We start from the raw sequence: 24305 nt of genomic DNA, 5'->3' as shown, positions 1-24305 counted from the left end.
GTAGCGGGCCCGGCCGGCGGCGCATTAGCGGCGTTAACTCCCTTTGACCGCCTGGAGCCTGGGCAGCGCGGCGATGAGTTCACGGCGCCCGGAAACGGCCAGCTTGCGATAGGAATTCGTCAGGTGCTTCTCGATGGCGCGGGATGACACGCCCAGCTCTCCGGCGATCTCCGTATTGGTCAGCCCCCGGCCGGCGAGGGCGACCACCCGGCGCTCGGTGCGGGTCAGCACCCGCTCCGGCCGGACCGCGACGCCCGGGCCGTCGCTGCGGGCCCGTTCGACCAGCCATGGCGCCTCGCACTCGGCGGCCAGCGCCGCGGCCTCCCGCAGCAGTTCGCCGGACTCGGCGCGGCCTTCGAGGCGCCGGCCCAGCACCAGCAGGGCGCGGGCGAGTTCGAGTTCGTTGGCCGAGCGGCGCAGCACGCCGACCGCCTCGCGCAGCAGGGCCTCCCCCTGATCGCCGCCCAGCAGCGAGCCCTTGAGCCGCAGGGCCCGGCCGATGGCCACGGGGGCGCCCCACTCCTCGGCCCGCAGCCGCTCCTCCTCGGCGAGCGCGAGCGCCGAACGGATGTCGCCGAGCCGCTGGTAGAGCCCGGCCGCGCGGGGCCGCCACGGGAACAGCACCGGGTTGCGCCAGCCCGCCGCCTCCAGCCTTCGGCCGCTGGCCATCAGGATCTCCACGGCGGCGGCCCAGTGGCCGCGGTGGGCGTCCACGGCCGCGCCCAGGAACTGAAGCCCCGCCGTCAGGGTCAGGCAGGAGGACCGGTGTGGTGAGGCGCGGTCCAGCATCCGCTCGATCAGCGCGGGATCGCCCATCTCCAGGGCCGTGAAGATGAGGGCGACGGTGGAGGTGACGCCCAGTTCGTGCCAGTGGGCCTCGGACAGCCGCAGCGCGCGCTCGGCGTGCGCGTGGGCCCGGGCGGCCCGGCCGCACGCCATGAACACCATCGCCCGCTCGAGGTGGCCGAATCCGTCGGCGACCGTGGCGGCCGCGTGCGGCCGGCCGATCCGCTGCTCGACGGACAGCCAGGTGCCGAGGGCGTCGACGGAGTCGGCGGCGACCAGGGTGACGGTGGTCAGCGGCAGCGCGGAGTACACCCGCGCGGTCGCGGCCGGCTCGCGCTCCAGGAGGCGCCCGGCCAGCCGGGTGAGCTCGGCCGCGGGCAGCCGGCAGGCGAGCATGGCGGCGTAGAGCAGCACCGCGACCAGTTCGCGCTCGGCGGCCGTGGCCGTCGGCGGCTCCGCCCCCATCCCGCCGAGCCGCTCCACCGCCGAGGCCAGCTCCGCCGGGTCCTCGATGGCGCCCTGGCGCAGCCGCGCCTCCAGCCGCAGGGCCACCTCGCGCGACGCCCCCTCCAGCGCGTCCGGCGGGCCGAGCTCCTCGGCGACCTGGCGCAGCAGGTCGCGCGCGGAGAAGGTGGTCGGGCCCATGACGGCCGGGGAGAGCCGCAGCGCCGCGGCGGCGCGGTGGGCGGCGGTGGGGAGCAGCGGGATCGCCTGGGAGATGTGGCGTTCGCAGGCCGCCGGGTCCGGGCCGCGCTCCGCGGTGGCCAGGTCGATCAGCAGCCGCGCCCGGCCCTCCCCCGACAGGGAGCCGTCCAGCAGCGCGCGCCGCAGATAGCGCATCGCGGCCTCGGGGGCGCCCCGGCGCAGCGCCACGTCCGCGGCGGCCCGCAGCACGCCCACCGACCACGGGTGGCGGGAGGTGACGCCCAGCATCAGCTGAGCGGCGACCTGTTCGTCGGAGCGCCCGCCCCGGTACAGCAGCTCCGCCGCGCGGTCGTGCAGCCGCTCCCGCTCCGCCACGGACAGGGTGGACTGGACGGCGTCCGCCACGACGGGGTGGACGAAGCGGGGTTCCCGCTCGTCGGCCACCAGCCCCAGCGCGTGGAGGGCGCGCAGCGCCGCCGCGAACCCGATCGGGTCCAGGCCGGCCAGCAGCGCGACGAGTTGAGGGTCGCCCTGGTCGCCGAGGGCCGCGATCGCGGCGGCCAGGTCGCGGATGGGGCGCGGCTGGAGGCCCACGCACCGGGCGAGCCGCTCGCGCAGGTGCGGGGGCCGGGACGCGCGGGCCGCCGCGGCCCGGTCGGCGGTCGGCCGGGGCCCGGCGTCCGCGAGGTCCGGGAGTACGGAGGTCAGCAGCAGCGGATTGCCGGCACAGGTCTCGTGGCAGGCGCGGACGAACTCCTCGTCGCCCGGCTCACCGAAGTGGTCGCGGATCAGCTCCGCGGTGGCCCGGGACGACAGCGGGCGGGGGCGCAGCCGGTGTGTCGCGGCCTCGACGACCTCGCACAGCAGGGGGTCCCGGGCGCGCGGCTCCCCGTCCCGCAGGGTGCACACCAAGACGGCGCGCAGCCCCCGCAGCCGCTTGGCCAGATAGGCCAGCCATCGCAGCGAGGGGGTGTCCACCCACTGGAGGTCGTCCACCAGGATCAGCAGCGGGCCGTCGGCGCAGACGCCCTCCAGCAGCGAGCGCAGGGCCCGCAGCACCGGTTCGAAGGCGGCGGTGGGTGCGTCGTCCGCGGGCATGGCCTCGTCGGCGGGGAACAGCCGGGCGACGTCGGCGACGTCGGCGAACTCGCGCGTCCAGCGCTCACGCAGCTCCCGGGGCGCGCCCGCCAGCAGGCTGTCGAACAGCTGGCGCACCACACCGAAGGCGAACTCCGCCTCCACGGGGGCCGCGTTGGCGCGCAGCACGCGCACGTCGTCGTCCGCGGCCCGCGCGGGCAGCCGCTGGAGCAGCGCGGACCGGCCGATGCCGAGCGGGCCGGTCAGCAGGACGAGGGACGGACGGCCCTCGCGGGCGTCCCGTAACGCCTCGCCGATCTGCGCCAGTTCGTCGTCCCGCTCATGCAACATCCGTGTCGTAGCCCTCCATCGAGCGCACCAGCGCACGCAGTTCGGCCCGGCCGCTGATCCGCAGCTTCCGGTACGCGCCGCTCAGCCGCAGCTCCACCGTACGGGTGGTGACCGAGAGCGTGTCGGCGATGTCCCGGTTGCCGTGGCCGAGACCCGCGAGGGTGGCGGTCCGCCGCTCGGCCTCGGACAGCGCGGCCCAGGCGGCGGGCCGGTCGTGGCCCGCGAAGGTGGGCGGCCTGCCCAGGCGCTGGGCGAGCGCGCGGGCCCGGGTGGCCGGTCTGCTGCCGGGGTGGGCCGCGGTGAGCCGGGTCAGCTCGGCCACCAGGGGGGCCGCGATCTGCCGCCGCCCCGCGTCCAGCTCCGCCGTGGCCAGCTCGATCAGCGCCCCGGTGTAGGCCATCGTGGCGGGGGTGACCCGGAGAAGGCGCACAGCCTCGCGCAGCCTGGCCGTCCGTTCCTCGCGGACGGCCCGCCCGACGCCCAGCTCGGCCCAGCCGACGGCGCTCGGCGCGCCCCAGCGCCGGGCCAGGGCCAGCTCGTCGTGGCTGAGCCGCTGTGCCTCCTGGTGGTGGCCGAGCGCGTGACAGGCCCGGGCGGCCATGGAACGCCAGGGCACCAGGGCCGGGTTGTCGTACTGGAGGCGCAGCAGCCGCCGGCCGGCGGCCAGCAGCAGGTCGACCGCCTCGACCGGCCTGCCGTCGGCGATGGCCACCAGCCCTCTGGCGAACAGCAGATGGGCCCCGGCCATGCTGTTCCACGAGGCGTCGGGGTCGGGCAGGGCCGCGAGCGACTGGGCCCGCTCGCGGTCTCCGCTCTCCAGCGCGACGAGGATCCGCACGGCCCGCGCGTAGGGGGCGTAGAGGGGGTGCCAGTGGCCCTGCGGCAGGGCCCGCTCGGCGGCGGCGACATCCCGCTCGGCCAGGTCGGACCGGCCCCGGCGCAGGCTGAGTTCGCCGCGCGCGGTGAGGACGAGCGCGGCGGCGGCGCGGGCCGGGCCGCGCCGGACCTCGGCGAGCAGGACGTCCAGCCGCCGCGCGGCCTCGTCCAGGTCGTCGGTCAGGCACAGCGCCCGGCACGCCACCAGCCGGGGCAGCAGCAGCGCACCCTCGTCACCGCGGTCGGCGAAGGCGCCGCGGGCCAGCGCCCTGGTGGTGAGCAGGTCCTCGCCGCGCAGGGCCAGCTCCCAGGCGCGCACCCCCGACTGGGCGGGCGAGGCCGGGTGGCCGGGCAGCGCGGGAACCTCGTGCAGCAGCAGGTCGGTGTCGTCGTGGCGGCCCATTTCGGCGAGCCAGAACAGGGCGGTCAGGGCGTCTCGTTCGCCGTCCCGCGCGACCGGCAGCGCGTCCGCCAGCGCCCGGCGTACGACATCGTTGCCGCCGCGGGCCAGCGCCAGGTCGGCGGCGTGCATCCGCGCCCCGGCGAGTTCGGGGCCCGGCGAGCGGAGGATCCGGGCGAACCGGCGGTCGCCGGCCTCCGGCGCCTCCACGACCTCCAGGGAGGCCAGCTCAAGGCTCAGCCGGGCCCGCTGCTCGCGGTCCAGCGGCTCTTCCAGCGCGCGGGTCAGACAGGCGATCGCGCGACCGTGGTCGCCGACGCGCAGCGCGTCCGCGCAGGCGCGGCGCAGCGCGTGGACGGCCCAGGGCGCGCCGACCGGACGGGCGGCGAGCAGCAGCGCGGCGATGGCCGCGTCGTCCACCGCGGCCCGGTGGGCCAGCTCCGCGGCGCGCGCGTACAGGTCGGCCCGCTCGCCGGCGGGCATCTCCTCCAGCACCCGGGCCCGGACCTCCGGGCCGGGGAGCCGCAGCGCCGCCCCGGTGCCGGGGGCGGTGAGGCCGGTCGCCTCCAGCGTCTCGCGCAGCCCGGCCTCTTGCTCCGGGCGCGGGTCGAGGAGCGTGCACACCAGGGGGAAGTCCAGCAGGTCGCCGCAGACGGCCAGGGCGCGCAGGGCCGCGACCGCCGGGGCGGGCAGGCCGCGCAGCGCGCGGGTGGCGTGGTCGGCGGTGACGGCGGCGGTGATCGCGCGCAGTCGGGGCACTTGGGCGTCGACCGGTCGGTGTCCGGCGTCGGTGAAGCGGCGCAGCGCGTCGTGGAGGACGGCCGGATGGCCCGCGGTGGCGTCGGCCGCCGCCGCGGTGAACCGTTCCTGCCCCGGGCCGCCGCACACCAGGGCCACCGCGGCCGCGACCTCGGCCGAGTCCAGCGGGCGAAGCGTCAGCCGGGTCACGGGGAGGGACCCCGGGGCCCCGGGGTCGACCAGGTGGGCGGGGCCACTGGCACCGGCGAGCACCGCGACCGGCGCGCCGGGCAGCCGCCGTACGAGCGCCTGGAGCCAGCGCAGCGAGTGCGGGTCCAGCCACTGCACGTCGGCGACGGTCAGCAGCGTCGGCCGGTCCCGGGCCGTGCGCAGCAGCTCGGCCAGGCCCGGTAACGGCCCGGCCGGGCCCTCGGGTGTGGTGTCGGCGGCGGGGCCCACCAGTTGGTTCACCGCTCCGTACGCGAGATCGGTCTCGCCGGGGGTGCCCCGGGCGCGCAGCACGCGCAGGCCGCGGTCCTCGGCGAGCCCGGCGGCCCAGCGCAGCAGCGCGTCTTGTCCGAAGCCCGCCGCGCCGGTCAGGGTGACGACCGCCGGGTGGTGTGCGCTCAGGCCGGCCACGGCCCGGGCCAGGACCGCCCGCTCACGTTCGCGCCCGATGAGGGGGAGCCCGGAGAGCTGCATGCGGCTCACTGTACACTGAGTTTATAGCCAGGGCCGGTCCGAGCGGCGGGACGCACCGCTCAACTCCGCCCGCGGGACGCGGAAACCCAGGCCGGCGCCCGTGGATCGGGGGCGCTCCGGGTGTGCAGCACGGCGCCGAGCTCGGCCCGGTGACCGACGCTCAACTTGCGGTAGACGCCGGTCAGATGCATCTCGACGGTGCGCACCGTGATGAACAGCGACTCCGCTATCTCGCGGTTGCCCGCCCCGGCCGCGGCGAGGTTCGCGACCGTGCGCTCCATACCGGTCAGCAGATCCAGCGGCGAGGCGGTGATCTCCCGCATCCGCCCGCCGGAGGCGACCAGCCGCCGCCGGGCCTCCTTGGCGAGTGCGAGCGCCCCGCAGCGCCAGGCGAGGTCGGCGGCGGTTCGCAGATGCTCGCGGGCGCCGCGCGCGTCGCCCGCGTCCAGCAGCGCCCCGCCCAGCAGATACTCGGCCCTGGCGTGTTCGGCCCTGGCCGGCGACCGGGACAGCGACTCGACCGACTCGGCGAGCAGTTCGACGCCCCGGCTCCCCCCGGTGGTCACACCACGGGCGAGTGCGGCCAGCCCGAGCGCCCGGGACGTCCCCCACCGGTCGGCGAGGCCGGCGCCCCACTCGACGATGTCCCCGGCCTCCCCCGGGCGCTTCAGCTCGGCCAGCAGACAGGCCGCCTCGACCCACCAGGGCGCGAACGCCGGGTTGGTGAACCCCGTCTCCTCCAGGGACCTGCCGCAGTCCAGCAGCAGGCCGAGCGCCGTCTCGCGGTCGCCCAGCGCCCAGCGGGCCCGCGCCCGCGCCATCAGATAGAAGTGGTACTCCAGCACGAAGCCGTCCAGGTTCGGCCGGTCGATCTTCTCCAGCAGCGCCTCGGCCCGCTCCGGCTCGCCGCGGTCGACGAGAGCGGTGGCCAGCGCCGTCTGAGGCATGGTCACATGGCCGCTCCACCGCTCCCCGGCGATGATCTCCACCGCGGTCTGGGCGTCCGCCAGCGCGTCCGGGATCTCGCCCATCGCGTGCAGCATCAGGGCGCGGGAGGACAGGGCGAGCACATACGTCCACACCGCCGCGTTCTCCTGGCTGTAGCGCAGCGAGCGGTCCAGCGCCTCCAGCGAGCCCTGGACCTCGTCGGCGAGGGAGAGCGCCAGCGAGGAGAAGATCAGCGGCAGGGTGCCGGTCGCGGCGTCCGACCCCCGCTGCGCGCGCCGCGCCTGCCGCACCGCCCGCTCCGCCGAGCGGCCGTCCATCGCCGTCAGCACGCTCATCATGGCCAATATCTGACGCTGCGCCGGGGTGTCCCCCGCCGGGGCGGCCATCCGCGCGAAGCGGGCGCGGACGGCGGTGATCGTCGCCTTCTCGTCGCACCCCGTGATCAGCAGCACCGACTGGACGAGGGCGCGCAACTCGCGGTCGGCGGGATCGGGGTGGGGGCCGGACCCCAGCTCAGCCTCCAGCGCGTCCAGGACCTCGCCGAGCACCCGCACGGCGGCGGGCGCCCGCTGCACGGTCAGACATGCCATCCCCAGCTGGACGGCGATGGTCGCCCGGACGCGTATGTCCAGGGCCAGCTCCAGCGCCTCCTCCAGCAGCCCGATGGCCTCGCGCGGGTTGATCTCCGCCAGCGACCTGGCCAGTTGGGCGCGCGCCGACACGCTGTCCGGCTCCGCCTCCAGGACCCGGTACAGATAGCGGACCGCGGCCTCGGGGGCGCCCCGGGTCTCGGCCAGCGCGGCCGCGTCCCGCAGGACCCGCGCCATCCACGGCTGGTCCACGGCGGGCACCAGCAGCAGCTGGCCCGCGACCTCCTCGGCCGGCCGCCCGGCGTCGCTGAGCAACAGAGCCGCCCTGACCCGCAGCTCGCCCAGTTCCTCGGCGGCGGCCGAGTCCAGCAGCGCCGAGCGCACCACGTCATGCGCCGGCTCCAGCCGGTCGGGGGCGACCACCTCCGCGCGCCGCAGCGCCGCCACTGCCTCCTCGACCAGCGCGGCGGGCACTCCGGCCAGCGCCCCGACGTGCTCGGCCCGCTCCGACTCCACCTCGCCGAGCACCGCGATCGACGTGGCCACATCGCGCACCCAGGCGGGCAGGCGGTCCAGCAGGGCGCGCACGGACAGCGCGACCACGCCCTGGCCCACTTCGGCGACCGCGCCCAGGCCCTTCTCGTCCGGCGACGCCCCCCTGGCCCGCAACTCGCCCAGCAGCCTGGCGAGCTTCAGCGGGTTGCCCCCGGAGACGGCCGCGGCGCGCTCGACGAAGGAGGGGTCCACGGGCGCCGGGAAGACCCGCCCGACCATCTCCCCCACCCCGTCCTCGGTCAGCGGCTCCAGACGCAGCGCCGTGGAGCGGGGGTGGGCGGCGATGTCCGCGAGGGCGCCGGGGGCGGCGGGCTCGGCCTCGGTGCGCCGGGCCAGCACCACCAGCAGCGGCAGGTCGTCCGCGCGGCGCAGCAGGAAGTCGATCCAGCGCAGCGACCGCTCGTCGCACCAGTGCGCGTCGTCCAGGACGAGCACCAGCGGGCCGCGCGCCGTCAGATTGACCGTGAGCCAGTAGAGCCCGTGCAGCACGGGGTAGACGGTCGCGGCCGTGCCCGGCCCCTCCTCGCCGGGGCGCGGCCGCAGGGCGGGCAGCGCGCGGCGGGCGCTGCCCCGCAGCAGCGGGGAGTCCCCGGCATCCTCGGCGCCTTTCTCGGCCTCGGTCAGTCCCAAGCGGCCGAACAGGGCCCGTACGCCGCCGTAGCCCGCGTTGGTGACGACCTCGCCGCATCTGCCGTGGAGCACCGTCATGTCCCGGCACGCCCCGCCGTTCACAAAGGCGTGCAGCAGACTGGTCTTGCCGATACCGGCCGGGCCGGACAGGATGACCAACCCGGCGCGCCCGGAGCGCGCCGCCTCGGCGTGCTCACCCAGGGTCGCCAGCTCGCGGGAGCGCCCGATCAGGGAGCCGGATAACCAGGATTCGCCGGTCCGGTCCATCACAAGCCCCCTCGCGCCCCAACCCGCTGCGATAAGCCGGACAAAATATGCTACTCAATGCGATCACAAGGCTACACGAGTGATACGAAGGTGATCAACCGATGCGTCAGTGATCGGTGATGCCCTACGGAATCGGTGTTCGCGCCACAGCCGCGGCGGCCCGCCGGGCGGGCATGGCGAGGCCCGGGGCCGGAAGTCGCGGTGGAGGGCACTCACCTCCGGTCCCCGGGCCATTCGGCATCACGGAGTGCGTGTTTGCGCTGTACCGTCCGATGGCATCTCCTTTCGTCGAGGGTCACATGTCGTTGTTGATCAGGGGGCGTCGGGGTGTCCCTCGGCGCCGGGGCGGATGTGCAGCTCGAACCACACCGTCTTGCCCGAGCCCGTCCGCTGGCTGCCCCAGCAGCGGGCCAGCAGGTCGATCATGTAGAGGCCCCGGCCCCCCTCGTCGTCCTCGCAGGCCTCACGGGCACACGGGGGCGTGGGGTCGGCGTCCTCCACCTCACAGCGCAGCGCGTCCTCCGCGGGGCACAGGCACAGCGTCAGCCGCACCTGCCCCCCGGTGTAGCGCAGCGCGTTGGTGACAACCTCGCTCACCAGCAGTTCCGCATCGTCCGCCGGGCCTGCGAGCGCCCATACGGCCAGCTGCGACAGCACCAGCCGCCGGGCGGTGGACACCGAGGAGGGATGGGACGGCAGCACCCAGGACACCCCCCGGTCGGCGGCGCGGGCTCCACGCCGCGCCGGCCGCCGGAGGGTGCCGGGCGGTGGCGCGAGGGCCACGGTGGGTGCATTCGTCATGCGGTCTGGTCCGGGGAGGTACGGGGGGCGGGGACGACGCGTCCGTCGGGGAGCAGTTCACCCGTGTCCGCGAAGATCACCACACCGTTGCACAGGAGGCTCCACCCCTGCTCGGGGTGGGTTGCCACGAGACGCGCCGAATCGTGATCAGTGGCTTCGGCGGGCGGGCAGGGAGGCTGGTGGTCACACATGGCTCGGGCCTTCGATCTTCCGCCGACTTCCGGCGGAATCCGGAATCGAGACATTCAGCATGCGTCCGGGGACATCCCCCGGGGAGGGGAGAAATCCCCGCATGGGTACCTGAGTGGTCTTTCGGGGCTCGGTCGCCTCCTTTTAGGGCTCGGTTCGCCTCCGGGGCGCCTCAGCCCCTGTCGACGGTCGACCGTGCTCGGCCCTTCGTTCCTCAGGGCCTCCGCGCGCTCTCCCTTTCACGGTGCACATCAGCGCCTCCGGCGCGGGCGGCGCGCCCCTTCGGCTCACTCGCCGGCGCCCGCCGCCGGACTCACGCGCCGGCCGAGGCCGCGCGGCGGCCGCGGGGGCGGGGCCGGTGGGGGGCGTGGAGCGCGGCGGCCGCGGCCTCGTCGTCCGTCAGCCGCGTCCCCGCCCGGTACGCGGCGGCGTACGCGGCGCCGCCCAGGTCGGCGCGCAGCCGGACGGCGACCTCGTCGTGCACGGCGGCCAGGTGCCGGAACCCCGAGGGCGAGGCGCCCAGGGAGCTCCACATCTCGTCCGCCGCGCCGAGCAGCCGCGCGCCGTGCCCGGACTCTCCGCCGAAGGCCGCGATCCAGGCCAGCAACTCCAGGCACAGCGCCATCCCCCACCTGTCGCGCACCGCCCACCGGGTGCGCAGGGCGCCCCGCACCAGGGAGGTGGCGCGCCGCCGGTCGCCGCGGCGCCAGGTGTGCAGGCCCAGCGCCCACAGCGCGTAGGAGCGGGCCCACTGGGCCCCGCCGGCCTCGCACAGCGCCAGGCACTCCTCGCCGAAGGCCGAGGCCCGGGCGTCGCCGTACAGGGAGCAGGCCATGGTCAGCTGGTAGAGGGCGCTCATGACGCCGTTGCGGTCACCGGCCGCGCGGTGGCCCTCCAGCGCCTTCTCGATGAGGCGGATCGCCCGGGGGAAGTCGCCCTCGTACAGCGCGAGGCCGCCCCGGTGCTGGGTGGCGCGGATCAGGGTGGGCTCGTGCCCGAGCCGGAGGGCCAGGTCCCGGCACTCGTCGAGCCGGGGCAGCGCCGCGGCCGTGTCCCCCTGGAGCGTCGCGAGCCACGCGTCCACCCACAAGGCCTTGCCACGGGCCTCGCCGCCCTCGGGCGCGAGCCACAGCGCCTGGCCGAGCCAGTGGCGGCCCTCGCCGAGGCTGCCGCCGCAGATCCAGTGGGGCCACAGCCCAGCGGCGATCTCCAGACCGGCGCGGGCCTCGCCGGGCTCGGCGCAGCAGAACTCCAGGGCCGCGCGGAGGTTCGCGATCTCGCCGCGCAGCCGGGTGAGCCACTCCTCCTGGCGCGGGGTGAGCCACTCCTCCTCGGCCTCGCGCACCAGGTCGCGGTACCAGTCGCGGTGGCGCCGCCGCAGCGCCGCGGCCTGCCCGTATCCGGCCAGCCGCGCCCGGCCGTACTTGCGGATCGTCTCCAGCAGCCGGTAGCGGACCCGGCCGCCCCGCTCCTCCCGCACCAGAACCGACTTGTCGACCAGCCCGGTCACCAGATCGAGCACGTCCTCGCGGGCCAGGCCGTCGCCGGAGCAGATCTCCTCCGCCGCCCGCAGGTCGAAGTCCCCGGCGAACACCGACACCCGGGGCCACAGGGCCCGCTCGCCCGGGGAGCACAGGTCGAAGCTCCAGTCGACGGCCGCGCCCAGGGTCTCGTGGCGGGCCCGGGCAGGGGCGGCTTCCCCCGCCGCGGGCTCCGCTGCCCCGGCCTCCTCCGCAGCGGGCTCCAGGCACCGGTCCATCCGGTCCAGCACCTGCTCGGGGTCGAGGGTCCGCAGTACGGCGGCGGCCAGCTCGATGGCCAGCGGGAGTCCGTCCAGCCGCTCGCACAGCAGGGCCACGGTGTCGGCGTTGTGCGGGCCGAGGGTGAACGAGGGCGAGGCCCGCACCGCGCGGGCCACGAAGAGCTCCACCGCCGGGCAGCGTGCCAGCGCCTCCGGGCGGTGCCGCCGGTGCGGCTCGGGCACGGGCAGGGAGGGCACCCACAGGACCGTCTCCCCCTGCACCCGCAGCGGCTCACGGCTGGTGGCCAGCACGCACAGCCGGGGGGCGCGCCGCAGCAGGCCGTCGACGAGCCACGCGCAGGATTCCACCAGGTGCTCGCAGTTGTCGAGGAGCAGCAGCGCCCGCTTGCCGCTCAGATGATCCCCGAGCAGCTCCACCGCGGACCGCGCGGCCTGGTCCCGCAGCCCCACCGCGCCCGCGACGGTCTGCGGGAGCAGGCTCTGGTCCTCCAGCGCGGCGAGCTCGACCGTCCACACGCCGTCCGGGAAGTCCCCGCGCACCAGATCGGCCACGCCGAACGCCAGCCGGGTCTTGCCGACCCCCGCGACGCCGGTGAGGGTGAGCAGCCGCGTACGCCCGAGCAGCCGCCGGGCCTCGGACAGCTCGCCCGCCCGGCCGACCAGCCCGGACGCACCGGCCGACACCGCCGCACCGGCCGCTCCCGGCTCGCGGGCGGGCCCGGCCCCGCCGCGGCGCCCGCCCTCGTCACGCGTCGCCGTCATGCGATGTCCTTCGCTTCCGTCCTGCCACCGCCTCCGGCCGCCGGCCTGCACTCCCCACACGACTCCAAATGGCGCATTACCACCATTCTCCCCATTCCGCCCCCGACCCGCGCGCCCCCAAGAGGCCAGGCATAGCCTGGAAGCGTCGGGCCCGGCCCGATGGCCCGAGAAGGAGACCCGGCGGCCGGGACTGGTTCGAGGCATCCATGAGCGCGGTGGCATCAGGCACCTCGAACGGTCGGCACACCGGAAGGCTGCCGGCCGAGGTGACGAGTTTCGTGGGGCGTCGGCACGAGGCGGCCGAGGTCAAGCGGCTGCTGTCCGCCTCACGGCTGGTGACCCTGACCGGCGTGGGCGGGGTCGGCAAGACCCGGCTGGCGCTGCGGGTGGCCGAGGACGCGCGCCGCGCGTTCCCGGACGGGGTGTGGCTGGTCGAGCTGGCCGCGCTGGCCGACCCCGGGCTGCTGCCGCAGAGCGTCAGCGAGGCCCTGGAGCTGCGGGACCACTCCTCCCGGCCCGCGGTCGAGGCCCTGGTCGACCATCTGCGGGACAAGCAGGCGCTGATCCTCCTCGACAACTGCGAACAGCTGATAGAAGCCTGCGCCCTGCTCACCGGCCGGCTGCTGCGCGAGGCCCCCCGGCTGCGCGTCCTGGCCACCAGCCGGCAGGCGCTGGGCACCGCGGGCGAGCAGACCCTGGCCGTCCCGACGCTGGCGCTGCCGGACGCCACGGGCCCCCGGCTGTCCACCGCGGCACTGGCGCAGTGCGACGCGGTGCGGCTGTTCGTGGAGCGGGCCGGCGCCATCCTGCCCGGGTTCTCCGTCACCGAGACCAACCGGGACGCGGTGGAGCGGGTCTGCCGCCAGCTGGACGGCATCCCGCTGGGCATCGAGCTGGCGGCGGTACGGCTGCGGGCGCTGTCCGTACAGCAGTTGCTCGACCGGCTGGACGACCGGTTCCGGCTGCTCACCACGGGCTCGCGGGCCGTCCTGCCGCGCCATCAGACGCTGCGGGCGCTCGTCGACTGGAGCTACGACCTGTGCACCGAGAAAGAACAGCTGCTGTGGGCCCGGGTCTCGGTGTTCGCCGGGAGCCTGGACCTGGACGCGGCCGAGGCGGTGTGCGGCGGGGACGGCATCCACCGCGAGGACGTGCTGGACCTCGTGGCCGGGCTGGTGGACAAGTCGGTGCTGATCCGGGAGGACCACCCGGAGGCGGTCCGCTACCGGATGCTGGACACACTGCGCCACTACGGCCGGGAACGGCTCTCGGCGGCCGGGGAGGAGCCGGTGCGGCTGCGCCGCCACCGGGACTACTACCAGCGGCTGGCGGCCACGGCCCGCGCGGAGCTGTTCGGCCCCACCCAGGTGTCGTGGTTCGCCCGGCTCCAGCGCGAGCACGCCAATCTGCGCACCGCGCTGGAGTACAGCTTCACCGAGCCCGGGCAGGCCGCGGCCGGGCTCGGCATCGCGACCGACCTGCTCTACCACTGGATCACCAGCTACTACCTCGCCGAGGGGCGCGGCTGGCTGGACCGGGGCCTGGCCCTGTGCGCCGAGCCCACCGAGACGCGCGCCCGCGCGCTGTGGACCGACAGCTGGCTGGCCATCATCCAGACCGACATCGAGGCGGCCGCCGCCATGCTGGAGGAGTGCCGGGCGCTCGGCGTCCGGCTGGGCCGCGACGCGGTTCTCGGCTATGTCGCGCTCTACTCCGGGATGATCGCCATGTGCCGGGACGACCCCGAGTCGGCGATCGGGCTCTACGAGGAGGCGGTGGTGCGCCATCGCGCCGCCGACGACCCGGTGGGGCTGGCGCTCGCGCTCATCCGGCTCTCCCTGACCCACTCCTTCCTGGGCGACTCGCCGCGCGCCATCGCGCTGGGCGAGGAGTCGCTGGCGGTGTGCGACGCGTACGGGGAGGGCTGGCACCGCGCGTACGCGACGATGGCGCTCGGCGTCGAGGTGTGGCGCCAGGGCGACCACGAACGCGCGGCCGCCCTGGAGCGGGAGAGCCTGACCTTCAACCGCTCACTGGACGACCCGCTGGGAGTCGGGGTCAACCTGGAGGTGCTGGCCTGGATCTCGGCCTCGCAGAAGGGATACCAGCGGGCCGCCAGGATATTGGGCGCCCTGCGCACCATCTGGCAGAGCATCGGCGCCCCGCTGTCGGGGTACGGACATCTCATCCGCTACCACGAGGCCTGCGCGGCGGACACCCAGCGGGCCCTGGGCAAGCAGGCGTTCCAGGCGGCGGTCAAGGAGGGCATCCGGCTCTCCTACGACGAGGCGCTCACATACGCGCTCCTGGATCAGCTGCCCGCCCGGGCCCCGGCCGCGGAGGCCGAACAGCCCTCGCCGCTGACGCCGCGCGAGACCGAGATCGCGCGACTGGTCGCCCAGGGGCTGAGCAACAAGGAGATCGCGGCCGCGCTGGTGATCGCCCAGCGCACCGCCGAGGGCCATATCGAGCGCATTCTGAGCAAACTCGGGTTCAACTCCCGGGCTCAGGTGGCAGTCTGGGTGGCCGGACAGCATCGAACCGAACACGATTTTGAGGCGGAATGATAACCGCCCACTTGTTCCCCTGTCCCGAACTTCTCAAACACCCCACGAAAATCCTCAGCAGAGTGACGTTTGAGGGATCATGCAGCAGGCTCTGGAGACAGAGCAGCAACGGTCGTGTCCGCACGGCCCCGTGACCGAGGAGGTCCTGCTGTGACTGTTGCCGCAGTCGGCAATTCCGGTAATGCCACGGAACTGTTCCGTGGCACCAACCACAGCCCGTCCTACTTCTCCCTCTCCCGCGCGGGAGTGGGCCAGGACGTCGTCGACTTCTGCATCCCCTGCAACCCGTACTTCCCCACGCCCGCCATGTTCGCGGTGCTGGCGGTCCGGCTGCGGGACATCCTCACGTACTACCCGAGCTCGGCGGACACCATCACCGCCGAACTGGCCAGTCTGCTGGGGCTCCAGCCGCAGACCATGGCGATGGGCAACGGCTCGACCGAGCTCATCACCTGGATCGACCACCTGCTGGTCAAGGAGAGCCTGGCGGTGCCGATCCCCACCTTCGGCCGGTGGACCGACCAGCCGATGGAGACCGGCAAGCGGGTCGACATGTTCCAGCTCCCGGAGATGGACGGCTTCCGGCTCGACCCGGACGCCTTCGTCTCCTTCGTCAGGGCCCGGGGCTCGCGGGTCGCGGTGATCTGCAACCCGAACAACCCCGACGGCGGGCTGCTGTCCCGGCAGGCCGTCGTCTCCATGATGGACGCCCTCGCGGACCTCGATCTGGTCGTCATCGACGAGTCCTTCCTGGAGTTCGCCGACGCCGAGGCGTATCCGAGCGTGGTGGACGAGGCGGTGCTGCGGCCCAATGTCATCGTGCTGCGCAGCCTCGGAAAGAACTTCGGCCTGCACGGGGTCCGTTTCGGCTACCTGGTCGCCAATCCGGCGCTCGCCGTCCAGATCCGCTCCCGGTTGCCGAAATGGAATCTCAATTCCTTCGCCGAGGTCATCGTCTTCATGCTGAAGCGATACCAGCCGGAGTACGCGCAGAGCCTGCGCATGCTCAGCCGCGACCGACACGATATGACCGCCCAGCTGGCCAACCTGCCCGGGCTGACGGTCTACCCGTCCCAGGGCAACTTCGTGTTCGTCAAGCTCCCGGAGGGTGCCGACGGCGCCCAGGTGCGCGACCGGCTGCTGTCCGAACACGGCGTGCTGGTCCGCGAATGCGGCAACAAGCTCGGCAGCAGCAGCCAGTTCATGCGGCTGGTGGTGCGCTCCCAGCCCGATGTGCAGCGGCTGCTGACCGGGCTGAGCACGGTGCTGTACGGCACGGCCTGGTACGCCCCGCAGCCCTCCCTGGACCAGCAGCCCTCCTACCTGCTGGAGCAGCCGTCCTACATGGTGGAGCAGCAGCCGTCGTACGCCCTGCCGCAGCAGCCCTCATACGCTCTGCCGCAGCAGACGTCGTACGCGCTGCCGCAGCCGCAGTCCGAGCTTCAGCAGCTTCTCCAGTCCGTGCAGACGCCGCAGCCCGCGCTCTACCCCGCCACCCCGCTCCAGCCCGTCCAGCCCGTCCAGGACGGCTATGGGTTGTACGCGGGGCAGCAGGCGATGCCCGCGGCCTATCCCCAGCCCCAGGCGCAGCCGATGGCCGAGCTGGCCCCCGCCGCGTACACCCCCGCCGGCCAGGTGCCGTCCTGGCAGGCCCTCCAGCCCACGCCGCAGCCACAGCTCACCCAGACCTTCCAGGCGGCCCCTCAGGCCCAGCAGGCGACGGGCGCGTACGCCCGGCTCCAGGCCATGCAGCAGGCCCTCCAGCAGCCGGCCCAGCAGAGCGGGCCGCAGCCCGCACAGACGATGCAGCCCGCACAGGCCATGCAGCCTGCCCAGCCCGCGCAGACCGCTCAACAGCCGCCCACGGGCGGGCGGATGACGGTGTACGCGCCGGACCCGGCGGCCGTCGCGGCGGACCGCTCGTCGATGGACGACACCCTCATCTACATGCCGACGGTGGTCGCCGACCCGGCCCCCGCCCCGGATCCGGCTCCGGCCACTCGGGCCCCGGCGCGGCCGTCCATGGACAGCGACGACCCGCCCGGCGGGGGCGGGGGCGCCCTGCGCCGCTATCCCCGCCCGGCCGCGTATCTCCAGACCGACAGCGGGGCATGACGGCCGACACGGCCCCGGGATCCGTCCCGGGGCCCGTCGGGGCCGACAGAAGCTAGCCGACAGAACCTGGCCGGACCCAGCCGGGCCGGCCAGGCGGGCCTAGCCGGGCCAGGTCGGGGGGATCCCGGCGACCGCGCACACCGCGATGTGCAGCACCAGCGGGTGGGTGTACGGCACGGTGCCCTCGGGCCGGTGGATCAGCCGGGGCGCCTCGTCCTCCGGGTCCGCCCGCCACGATCCGCCGGTCACCACCGCGCCGACCGAATACAGGGCCATCGCGGGCCAGTTGAGCCCGCAGTCCGACCGTGGCGGGACGATCCACCACCACCGTCCGGCAGCGGAATACACACAGCCCGACCGGGGCAGCAGCTCCATGACTTGACGCCCATGCCGCTCCGGCAGGGCGACGGCGTCGTATCCGGCGTCGGCGAACAGCGTGGGCGGCAGCTCCAGACGCCGTCGGCAGCGGGGCCTGGGCGGCGCCGCGTGAGTTGACGGGATCACGACGCCACTATGCGTAACGCCTTGTGCACTTGGCAAGAGGCACTCTGAAAAGTGCAGAGTCGCAAGTGCAGTGTGTCCGCTCCATTCAGGGCATGACACACTTCGGGCATCAGCTGCGGGAGGTAGAAGTGAGTGAACCGCGGTCCGCCCCGACCGTGGGCCAGGTCGTCCTGGGCAAGCGTCTGCGGGATCTGCGCGAGAGAGCGGGTCTCAGGCGCGAGGAGGCCGCCAAGGTGCTCCACGTGGCCGCCGCCACCATCCGCAGGATGGAGACCGCCGAGGTCGCACTGAAGATCCCGTATGTGCGGATGCTGTTGGACGCCTACGGCGTCACCGGCGACGAGGCCCAGTCGTTCATCACCCTGACCGAGGAGGCCAACCGGCCCGGCTGGTGGCAGCGGTTCCACGACATCCTGCCGGACTGGTTCAGCGTGCATGTCAGCCTCGAGGGCGCGGCAGCGGTCATCCGCGCCTATGAGCCGCACTTCGTCCCCGGCCTGCTCCAGACCGAGGACTACGCCCGGGCCATCATGCGCACCGGCGCCGTCGGCCAGGTCGAAGCCGAGGAGGCCGAGCGGCACGTCGCCCTGCGCATGGAGCGCCAGGCGCTGCTCACCCGCGAGGACGCCCCGCATCTGTGGGTGGTGATGGACGAGACCGTGCTGCGCCGGCCCGTCGGCACCCCCGAGGTCATGCGGCGGCAGGTCGAGCGGCTGCTGGCGGCCACCGAGCGGCCGAACGTCACGCTACAGATCGCGGAGTTCGCCTCGGGCCACCACCCGGGCACCTACGGGCCCTTCGTCCTGTTCCGCTTCGCTGTACCCGAACTGCCGGACATGGTCTATGTCGAGTACCTGACCGGCGCCGTTTACCTCGACGAACGTGTCGAGGTGGCCTCGCACCTGGAGGTCCTGGACCGCATGGCGGCCCAGGCGGCAACCGCACGACGCACAAAGGAAATCCTCCGCGATTTCCGCAAGGAGCTCTGAATGGATCGCATTTACAACGGCATGCGCGCGGCCGACCTCGGCAACGAGGGCTGGCACAAGCCGTGGAGCGGTGGCAACGGCGGCAACTGCGTCGAGGCCAGGAAGCTGGACGACGGCCGGGTCGCACTCCGTCAGTCCACCGATCCGGAGGGCCCGGCGCTGATCTACACCCGCAGCGAGATCATCGCCTTCATCCAGGGCGCCAAGGCCGGCAAGGCCGACTTCCTGGTCTCCTGACGCACCCGCATCTCCCGACCCACCCGCGCCGACCCCCATGGAGCGCCCGATGTCAGCACCGTCAGTGCCCGGACCCGAATCCGGGCTCACCAGAATCGACACCAGCAGGCCGCATCCGGCCCGTGTCTACGACTACATCCTCGGCGGCAAGAACAACTACCCGGTCGATGAGCAACTGGCCGTACAGATCCTGGACATCGACCCCACCGTCGCCACCTCCGCCAAAGTCAACCGCCTGTTCATGCACCGCGCCACCGAGTGGCTCGCCCGCGCCGGCACCCGCCAGTTCCTCGACATCGGCACCGGAATCCCCACCGAGCCCAACCTCCACCAGGTGGCTCAGCGGATAGCCCCCGACTCCCGCGTGGTCTACACGGACAACGACCCGATCGTGCTGCGCCACGCCGAGGCCCTGCTGCGCAGCACACCGGAGGGCGCCACCCACTACCTCGAGGCCGATGTGCGCGAGCCGGGGAAGATCGTCGACCTCGCCGCCGAGGTGCTCGATCTGGACCGCCCGGTGGCCCTGTCCCTCATCTCGCTCATGCACTTCATCCCGGACGAGCAGGGCGCCTACGACCTGGTGCGCGGCCTGATCGACGCGCTCGCCCCGGGCAGCCACCTCGTGTTCTCGCACGCCACCGCCGACGGCAGCGAGGAGGAGGCGGAGCGGGTCGTGGCCCTGTACCGCGAGGGCGGGGTGACCCTGCGGCCACGCACCCGGGCGGAGGTCGCCAGGTTCTTCCACGGCCTGGAGCCCGTCGGCCCGGCGCCCGTCCTGGTGTCGCACTGGCGGCCGGACGCCGAGACGGAGGAGCTGGCGCCCGACGACCCGCCGGTCACGGTCTACGCGGGCATGGCTCGCAAGCCCTGAGCCGGGGCCGGTGGCGGCCCTCGAGGCGACACCTGCCCGCCGCCCCGCGAGGTGGCGGGCGAGTGTCCGCGGTGGCCCCGGGCCGGCCTTCGACGGTGGTCGCCGCCTCGCCAAGTGCCACTGGTCTACGGCGGGTTCGGCGGCCGCAGAGGTCGGGAACGGGGCGTACATCGCGGAGACAGCCGCCCTGCCCGGTGCCCGACAGGCGGTCGGCGGCACGCCCCGGCGCACCGTGCGCCCCCGGGTGAGGCGTCCAGCGGCATGGCGTAGGCACGCATACGACACTTCACGTACGGCGCCGCGCGGCGGCGACCTCCGTACGCCGTAGGCACGCTGCGCTCTCCCGGCGGTGCGGGCCCGGTTACGGGCCCTTCCCGCTCACTGGCGGACGGGGCCCGGATAAAGAGGGCGGTGATGCCCTCCGGGGCCCCGACTGGCCGACGGGGAGAGTTGATTATTCACAAGCCGCCCCGGCGGGCGGTCTGCGGAGGAAGTCGATGTGATTGACATGGTATGCGCGGCGGCACGCATCCCGCTATACACGGACCGCCTGATTCTCCGCCAGTTTCCAACACCCCGGGCGACGCACGCCTTTTCGGGAGAAGCGCGGCCGTACAGCGGATCTTTCCCTATCCCGACTCTCGCGGACGGCCTCGTTTTGCGACCACGCCGCACGACGGCGGGCTTCGGACCGGCGCCGGTCCGGCCGCGGGCACCGCGGGCGCAGCGGATATCGCCGCGGCCGAGAAGAGACGGTTCAGGGACAAGGTCGATTTTACGGCCCGGCCGCGCAGCTGCGGGTTCCGTCTCCGTAGCATGCCCGGCCCGGGGGCCGAACCCCGCACCAGGAGCCGCAAATCCCTACGGGCGGTAAGGAACCGGTCGACGGGACGCTCCATCCCACGTCGGGGACCGGGGCTCCGCGTCTGCGTCCGCCTCTGCATCTGCGTCCGCACTCGGCGAAGTCGCAAATCGATACGGATGAGAAGGGACGGACCACGGACGACGCCGAAATCGGGCCCCGCCGCTCCGGCCACAGCCCCACCTGGGCGCCCGGGCCCGTGACGGCAGCCCCGTACGGCGTGGCGCGGGTCCATACCCCCAGGAAGGAGCGGGTCCGCGCACGGCGTCCAGGCACGTCCGGCCCTGCGAGAGGCGCGGCCCCATGCCCGTGGACCGGACGAAGCACCTCCGCACCACGGCTTCGTACCGGGATAGTTCAGGAAGGGACGGTTCCGGACCGCTTCGATATACGACCCGCCTCGTACCGGAACCGCGTGCCAAGGTCCGGGCCCCGGTTCGAACCCCGCGCCCAGGACCGCAAATGCATCCGTCCGGGACAGAACGAGTGAGCGCCGGACCCGATCTCGATATACCCTCCGCCGCGACTCGATGACACCGCGTCAAAACAGGGCCAAGGCCCGTTCTCGCGTGCGGCGTCGTCCGAGGATCACGGCCGGGCGAGGGCCCGGACCGGACCGCCCCCAGTCTCATGGCCCATCCGTTCTTCTTCTCCCCTTCTCCCCCCGTTCTTCTCTGTCCCGCTTCTCTCCCGCCCCCAACAGGCGGACCAGGCCAGGGCGTTCGTGCTTTTCCGCCGACCTCCCGGCCGGCCCCCCTACGGCCGGCCCGGTGACCGGGGGCGGCCCGCGGGCCGGCGGATTCCGGGCGGCGGCCGGGTCCCGGCCCGGCGCCGCCCCGGCCCCCTCACCGGGCGTATTTCGCCTCTCCCCGAGGCCGGCGGTACCGATGGGGCGGGGAAAGGGCAATCGCGCGGATTAGCCGGCCCGGCGCGCTCCGGGAAAGAATCATTTCCCGCCGGGCCCCGGACGGTCCGGGCCTCCACCGCCGCGCCGGGCACGGCCCGCCCGGCCCCCCCTCGGCGTCCAGGCCGCGGCCCGCGCCGGGCCGAGCCGTGCGCCCCCCGGCCTCCACGCGCCTTGCGGCCCACGGCTGACGGGACATCAGCTGCCGCGGGGGTGGCACCCGACGGCGCGCGGCGGTCCGTGCGGCCCCCTGCGCCTTGTGACCTGCGGCCCCCGGCTGCGGTACTCGTACAGCCCGCCGGGGCAGCCGGTGGGCGAGTGAAAGCTCGGGAGAGGAACAGGCCCATGGCCCAACGACGAAGTCACCGCCGTTCCGCACCAACCAGCCGGGTCTCGCCCCTCTGCGCCGCCCTCACCGTGGGCAGCGTGGGACTCGTCCTGCCGTTCCTGGGCGCCGAAGTGGCCACCGCGGCCCCCTCGGACACCTGGGACAAGGTCGCCGCATGCGAGAGCGGCGGCGACTGGGACATCAACACCGGCAACGGCTACTACGGCGGTCTCCAGTTCTCCCAGCACACCTGGGAGGCGTTCGGCGGAGCCAAGTACGCCTCCCGGGCCGACCTCGCCACCCGGGCCCAGCAGATCGCCGTGGCCGAGGCGGTGCTGCGCCACCAGGGTCCCGGCGCCTGGCCGGTCTGCTCGGTCCGGGGGCGGCTGACCCGCGACAGCCGGCCCGCGGCCGGCACCGGCCGTGGCAGCTCCGGCCACTCCGGCCACTCCGCCGGGTCCCGCAAGTCCACCGGCTCCCGCCACCACTCGGCCGCCCCGCGGCGGCACGCCACCGGCTCCGGCCCGTACCGGGTGAGGGCCGGGGACACGCTGTCCCGCATCGCGCTGCGCGAGTCCGTGAGTGGCGGCTGGAAGGCGCTCTACCGCGCCAACCGGCGCACCGTCGGCCCCGACCCGGACATGATCTTTCCCGGTCAGCGGCTCGCCTTCCCCTCCCGCTCCGGCCAGGCACGCACCGCGGCGGCCCACGGGAAACGGCCGCAGGCGAAGCAGCCACGTCCGGCGTCCGACAGCCACCACAAGACCGGCAAGGCGGGGGCCACGGCGTCCGGCACCTCGGCCCACGGCGCCCGGCGGCCCGCCGCCCGGCGCGCCCATGTGGCCCCGGTCAGCGGGCCGCTCGGCACCTCCTATGGCGTCCGCGGACCCCGCTGGGCGGGCGGCCACCACACCGGGGTGGACTTCGTGGTGCCCCTCGGCACCGGGGTGCGCTCCGCCGCCCCGGGCGTCGTGGTGACCGCGGGCTGGGGCGGCTCCTACGGCTACGAGGTGGTGATCCGGCACCACGACGGCCTCTACACCCAGTACGCGCACCTGTCCTCGCTGGCGGTGCGCCCCGGACAGTCGGTGGACACCGGCCGGCGGATCGGCCGCTCCGGGGCCACCGGCAACGCCACCGGACCGCACCTCCACTTCGAGGTGCGCACCGGTCCGCGCTACGGCTCGGACGTCGACCCCGTCGCCTATCTGCGCTCGCGCGGAGTCATCGTCTGACGACCGGCCGGACCGGCGATCGGGGAGGCCGCCCGGCGGAGGGGGCCGGGCGGCCTCCCGCGCTTCACCCCCGTACCGACCGGGTCCTCAGTACCAGATGGCGACCGGCAGCCCGTCGCGCGTCGTCTCGGGCGGGTCGGGCAGGCTCACCGCGGTGCCGAGCGCGATCCGGTGGGCGCTCCAGGCCGCCGCCGCGGCGTCCATGACGTCGTCCGGCGGGACCCGGCCCGCCGGACCGAGCTCCTCGGGCAGGGCGATGTCCTGCCCGAGGAGCAGCCGCCGCCGCTGAACCTGGCCGTTCCAGCCCTTCTTGGACCAGGCGACCGGGCTGCCGCCGTTCATGGCCGCGAAGGAGACCTCCGGATGCACCTCGTACAGACGCCGATCGCCGCCCTCGCGGCAGGCGTTGGCCTCCCGCAGCTTCACCGCCAGGCCCCAGGACTGGCGGGGCAGCCCCGAGCCGGTGAGGCGGCGGCAGCGCTCGTTCGCCGCGTCGTAGCCGGACTCCTCCCACACCGCGCGCGGCGGCACCGGGAACACCCGCGCGCGGTGCGGGGCCACCTGACGTATGGCCAGCTCCTCCGCACGGCGCCACCCGGTCTCCAGCAGCCCCAGCGGCATGTCGACCGCCACCACGGCCGCCGCCGGCACCCGTGCCAGCAGCTCGGCGAGCGCCGCGTCCCGGTCGGCGCCCGCGAACCGGCCCTCGCGCAGGGTCACCGCCACCCAGCCACCCGGACAGGCGTCCACCCCCACGGCGTCCACCCCCACGGCGTACGGGCTCACGGCCCGCGGGCCCGCGTCCTCGGCGGCGGGAGAGGGACGGGGAGAAGCGCTTGGGGAACCCATGGGCCGTATCCGACCACGCGCCCCGGCCGCGCCGCGAGAGCGCACCTCCGTGGGCGCGCCAGGACGGGAGGGGGCCGTGCCCCCGTAATTCGCTGGCCGCCCGCCGCGTACGCCCGCCACCCTGGTGGCCATGCAAGAACCGCGACATCGCATCCGCGCGCTCCACACGGAGTCCACGGTCACCGTCTACCAGGCGTACGCCCCGCACCTCGGCCTGCCCGCGGCGCGCGACGGCCGCTTCCCGGCGGCCTGGAAGCGCGACCGGATGACCTGGATCAAGCCGTCGTTCCTGTGGATGATGTACCGCTGCGGCTGGGGCGCCAAGGAGGGCCAGGAGACCGTCCTGGCCGTCGAGATCACCCGTGAGGGGTTCGAGTGGGCGCTGGGCCGGTCGTGCCTGTCCCACCACGAACCCGGGCTCCACCCCGACCGGGCCGCCTGGCAGCGCGCGCTGAAGGCCGCCCCCGCGCGCGTCCAGTGGGACCCGGAGCGCGATCTGCGGCTGCGGCCGCTGCCGTACCGCTCGCTTCAGCTGGGCCTGTCGGGCGAGGCGGCGCGCCGGTACGCGGACGAGTGGACGGTCTCGATCACCGATGTGACCCCGCTGGCTCACGAGATCCACGCGCTGGTGCGCCGGGACGAGTTGGACGCGGCCGCGAAGCTGCTGCCCGAGGAGCGCCCGTACCCGGCCGGGGACGAACTGCTGGGCCATCTACGCACGCCCGTGGCCTCCTGAGCGGTGTTCCGTTCGGCGCGAGGGGC

General features: G+C 74.6%; 15 protein-coding genes. 7 read left to right on the top strand and 8 right to left on the bottom strand.

Annotation, left to right across the window (positions count from 1 at the left end):
• Positions 1-33: 33 nt before the first annotated feature.
• The 6 genes from ABTY62_RS29015 to ABTY62_RS28990 all read right to left on the bottom strand — a co-directional run bounded on the left by ABTY62_RS29015 (position 34) and on the right by ABTY62_RS28990 (position 12079).
• Complete coding sequence (locus ABTY62_RS29015; protein WP_352132360.1) at positions 34-2859, bottom strand: ATP-binding protein; 2826 nt, start codon at positions 2857-2859, stop codon at positions 34-36.
• Complete coding sequence (locus ABTY62_RS29010) at positions 2849-5575, bottom strand: AAA family ATPase (protein ID WP_352132359.1); 2727 nt, start codon at positions 5573-5575, stop codon at positions 2849-2851. Before ABTY62_RS29010 ends, ABTY62_RS29015 begins: the two co-directional genes overlap by 11 nt.
• 59 nt (positions 5576-5634) lie before the next feature.
• A complete protein-coding gene (locus ABTY62_RS29005; protein ID WP_352132358.1) occupies positions 5635-8565 on the bottom strand; it encodes a helix-turn-helix transcriptional regulator in 2931 nt (976 codons plus the stop codon).
• Positions 8566-8877: 312 nt separating this feature from the next.
• On the bottom strand, positions 8878-9366 hold the full coding sequence (locus tag ABTY62_RS29000; RefSeq protein WP_352132357.1) for an ATP-binding protein: 489 nt from the start codon (positions 9364-9366) through the stop codon (positions 8878-8880).
• On the bottom strand, positions 9363-9557 hold the full coding sequence (locus tag ABTY62_RS28995) for a DUF5999 family protein (protein WP_311725417.1): 195 nt from the start codon (positions 9555-9557) through the stop codon (positions 9363-9365). Before ABTY62_RS28995 ends, ABTY62_RS29000 begins: the two co-directional genes overlap by 4 nt.
• Before the next feature lie 311 nt (positions 9558-9868).
• Complete coding sequence (locus ABTY62_RS28990; RefSeq protein WP_352132356.1) at positions 9869-12079, bottom strand: ATP-binding protein; 2211 nt, start codon at positions 12077-12079, stop codon at positions 9869-9871.
• A gap of 278 nt (positions 12080-12357) precedes the next feature.
• On the opposite strand from ABTY62_RS28990, the gene ABTY62_RS28985 reads away from it, so the two are divergent.
• Both ABTY62_RS28985 and ABTY62_RS28980 read left to right on the top strand, forming a co-directional pair.
• The gene (locus tag ABTY62_RS28985; RefSeq protein ID WP_352132355.1) at positions 12358-14646 is read left to right on the top strand and encodes an ATP-binding protein; all 2289 of its coding nucleotides are present in this window, start codon (positions 12358-12360) and stop codon (positions 14644-14646) included.
• Positions 14647-14796: 150 nt separating this feature from the next.
• Positions 14797-16761 (top strand): pyridoxal phosphate-dependent aminotransferase, encoded by a 1965-nt coding sequence (locus ABTY62_RS28980; RefSeq protein WP_352132354.1) that lies wholly within the window; start codon positions 14797-14799, stop codon positions 16759-16761.
• Positions 16762-16860: 99 nt separating this feature from the next.
• Here the strand turns inward: ABTY62_RS28980 and ABTY62_RS28975 are convergent, their stop codons facing one another.
• Positions 16861-17265, bottom strand: coding sequence for a hypothetical protein (locus ABTY62_RS28975; RefSeq protein ID WP_352132353.1), 405 nt, complete (start codon positions 17263-17265; stop codon positions 16861-16863).
• 128 nt (positions 17266-17393) lie between these two features.
• Between ABTY62_RS28975 and ABTY62_RS28970 the strand changes: the two genes are divergently transcribed.
• The 4 genes from ABTY62_RS28970 (at position 17394) to ABTY62_RS28955 (ending at position 22694) form a co-directional block, all read left to right on the top strand.
• Positions 17394-18254, top strand: a complete 861-nt coding sequence (locus ABTY62_RS28970) for a Sco1979 family transcriptional regulator (RefSeq protein ID WP_352132352.1) — start codon at positions 17394-17396, stop codon at positions 18252-18254.
• Complete coding sequence (locus ABTY62_RS28965) at positions 18255-18491, top strand: DUF397 domain-containing protein (RefSeq protein ID WP_311725411.1); 237 nt, start codon at positions 18255-18257, stop codon at positions 18489-18491.
• 49 nt (positions 18492-18540) lie between these two features.
• Entirely contained in the window at positions 18541-19365 is an 825-nt protein-coding gene (locus ABTY62_RS28960; RefSeq protein WP_352132351.1) for an SAM-dependent methyltransferase, read from the top strand.
• A gap of 2111 nt (positions 19366-21476) precedes the next feature.
• Complete coding sequence (locus ABTY62_RS28955; RefSeq protein ID WP_352132350.1) at positions 21477-22694, top strand: transglycosylase family protein; 1218 nt, start codon at positions 21477-21479, stop codon at positions 22692-22694.
• 87 nt (positions 22695-22781) lie between these two features.
• Here the strand turns inward: ABTY62_RS28955 and ABTY62_RS28950 are convergent, their stop codons facing one another.
• Entirely contained in the window at positions 22782-23543 is a 762-nt protein-coding gene (locus tag ABTY62_RS28950; protein WP_352132349.1) for a DUF429 domain-containing protein, read from the bottom strand.
• Between the two features lie 130 nt (positions 23544-23673).
• On the opposite strand from ABTY62_RS28950, the gene ABTY62_RS28945 reads away from it, so the two are divergent.
• Positions 23674-24279, top strand: a complete 606-nt coding sequence (locus tag ABTY62_RS28945) for a DUF4291 domain-containing protein (protein ID WP_352132348.1) — start codon at positions 23674-23676, stop codon at positions 24277-24279.
• The last annotated feature ends 26 nt before the right edge of the window (positions 24280-24305 follow it).

The sequence above is a fragment of the Streptomyces sp. NPDC097640 genome, from assembly GCF_040302705.1.
Classification (GTDB): domain Bacteria; phylum Actinomycetota; class Actinomycetes; order Streptomycetales; family Streptomycetaceae; genus Streptomyces.
This window is presented reverse-complemented; position numbering and strand designations above follow the sequence as displayed.

Bases quoted from the DNA above. Each gene is read 5' to 3' on its own strand.
- ABTY62_RS28945 (WP_352132348.1), top strand. From the start codon at position 23,674: ATGCAAGAACCGCGACATCGCATCCGCGCGCTCCACACGGAGTCCACG.
- ABTY62_RS28950 (WP_352132349.1), bottom strand. From the start codon at position 23,543: ATGGGTTCCCCAAGCGCTTCTCCCCGTCCCTCTCCCGCCGCCGAGGAC.
- ABTY62_RS28955 (WP_352132350.1), top strand. From the start codon at position 21,477: ATGGCCCAACGACGAAGTCACCGCCGTTCCGCACCAACCAGCCGGGTC.
- ABTY62_RS29005 (WP_352132358.1), bottom strand. From the start codon at position 8,565: ATGGACCGGACCGGCGAATCCTGGTTATCCGGCTCCCTGATCGGGCGC.
- ABTY62_RS28965 (WP_311725411.1), top strand. From the start codon at position 18,255: ATGGATCGCATTTACAACGGCATGCGCGCGGCCGACCTCGGCAACGAG.
- ABTY62_RS29000 (WP_352132357.1), bottom strand. From the start codon at position 9,366: ATGACGAATGCACCCACCGTGGCCCTCGCGCCACCGCCCGGCACCCTC.
- ABTY62_RS29015 (WP_352132360.1), bottom strand. From the start codon at position 2,859: ATGTTGCATGAGCGGGACGACGAACTGGCGCAGATCGGCGAGGCGTTA.
- ABTY62_RS28990 (WP_352132356.1), bottom strand. From the start codon at position 12,079: ATGACGGCGACGCGTGACGAGGGCGGGCGCCGCGGCGGGGCCGGGCCC.
- ABTY62_RS29010 (WP_352132359.1), bottom strand. From the start codon at position 5,575: ATGCAGCTCTCCGGGCTCCCCCTCATCGGGCGCGAACGTGAGCGGGCG.
- ABTY62_RS28960 (WP_352132351.1), top strand. From the start codon at position 18,541: ATGTCAGCACCGTCAGTGCCCGGACCCGAATCCGGGCTCACCAGAATC.
- ABTY62_RS28995 (WP_311725417.1), bottom strand. From the start codon at position 9,557: ATGTGTGACCACCAGCCTCCCTGCCCGCCCGCCGAAGCCACTGATCAC.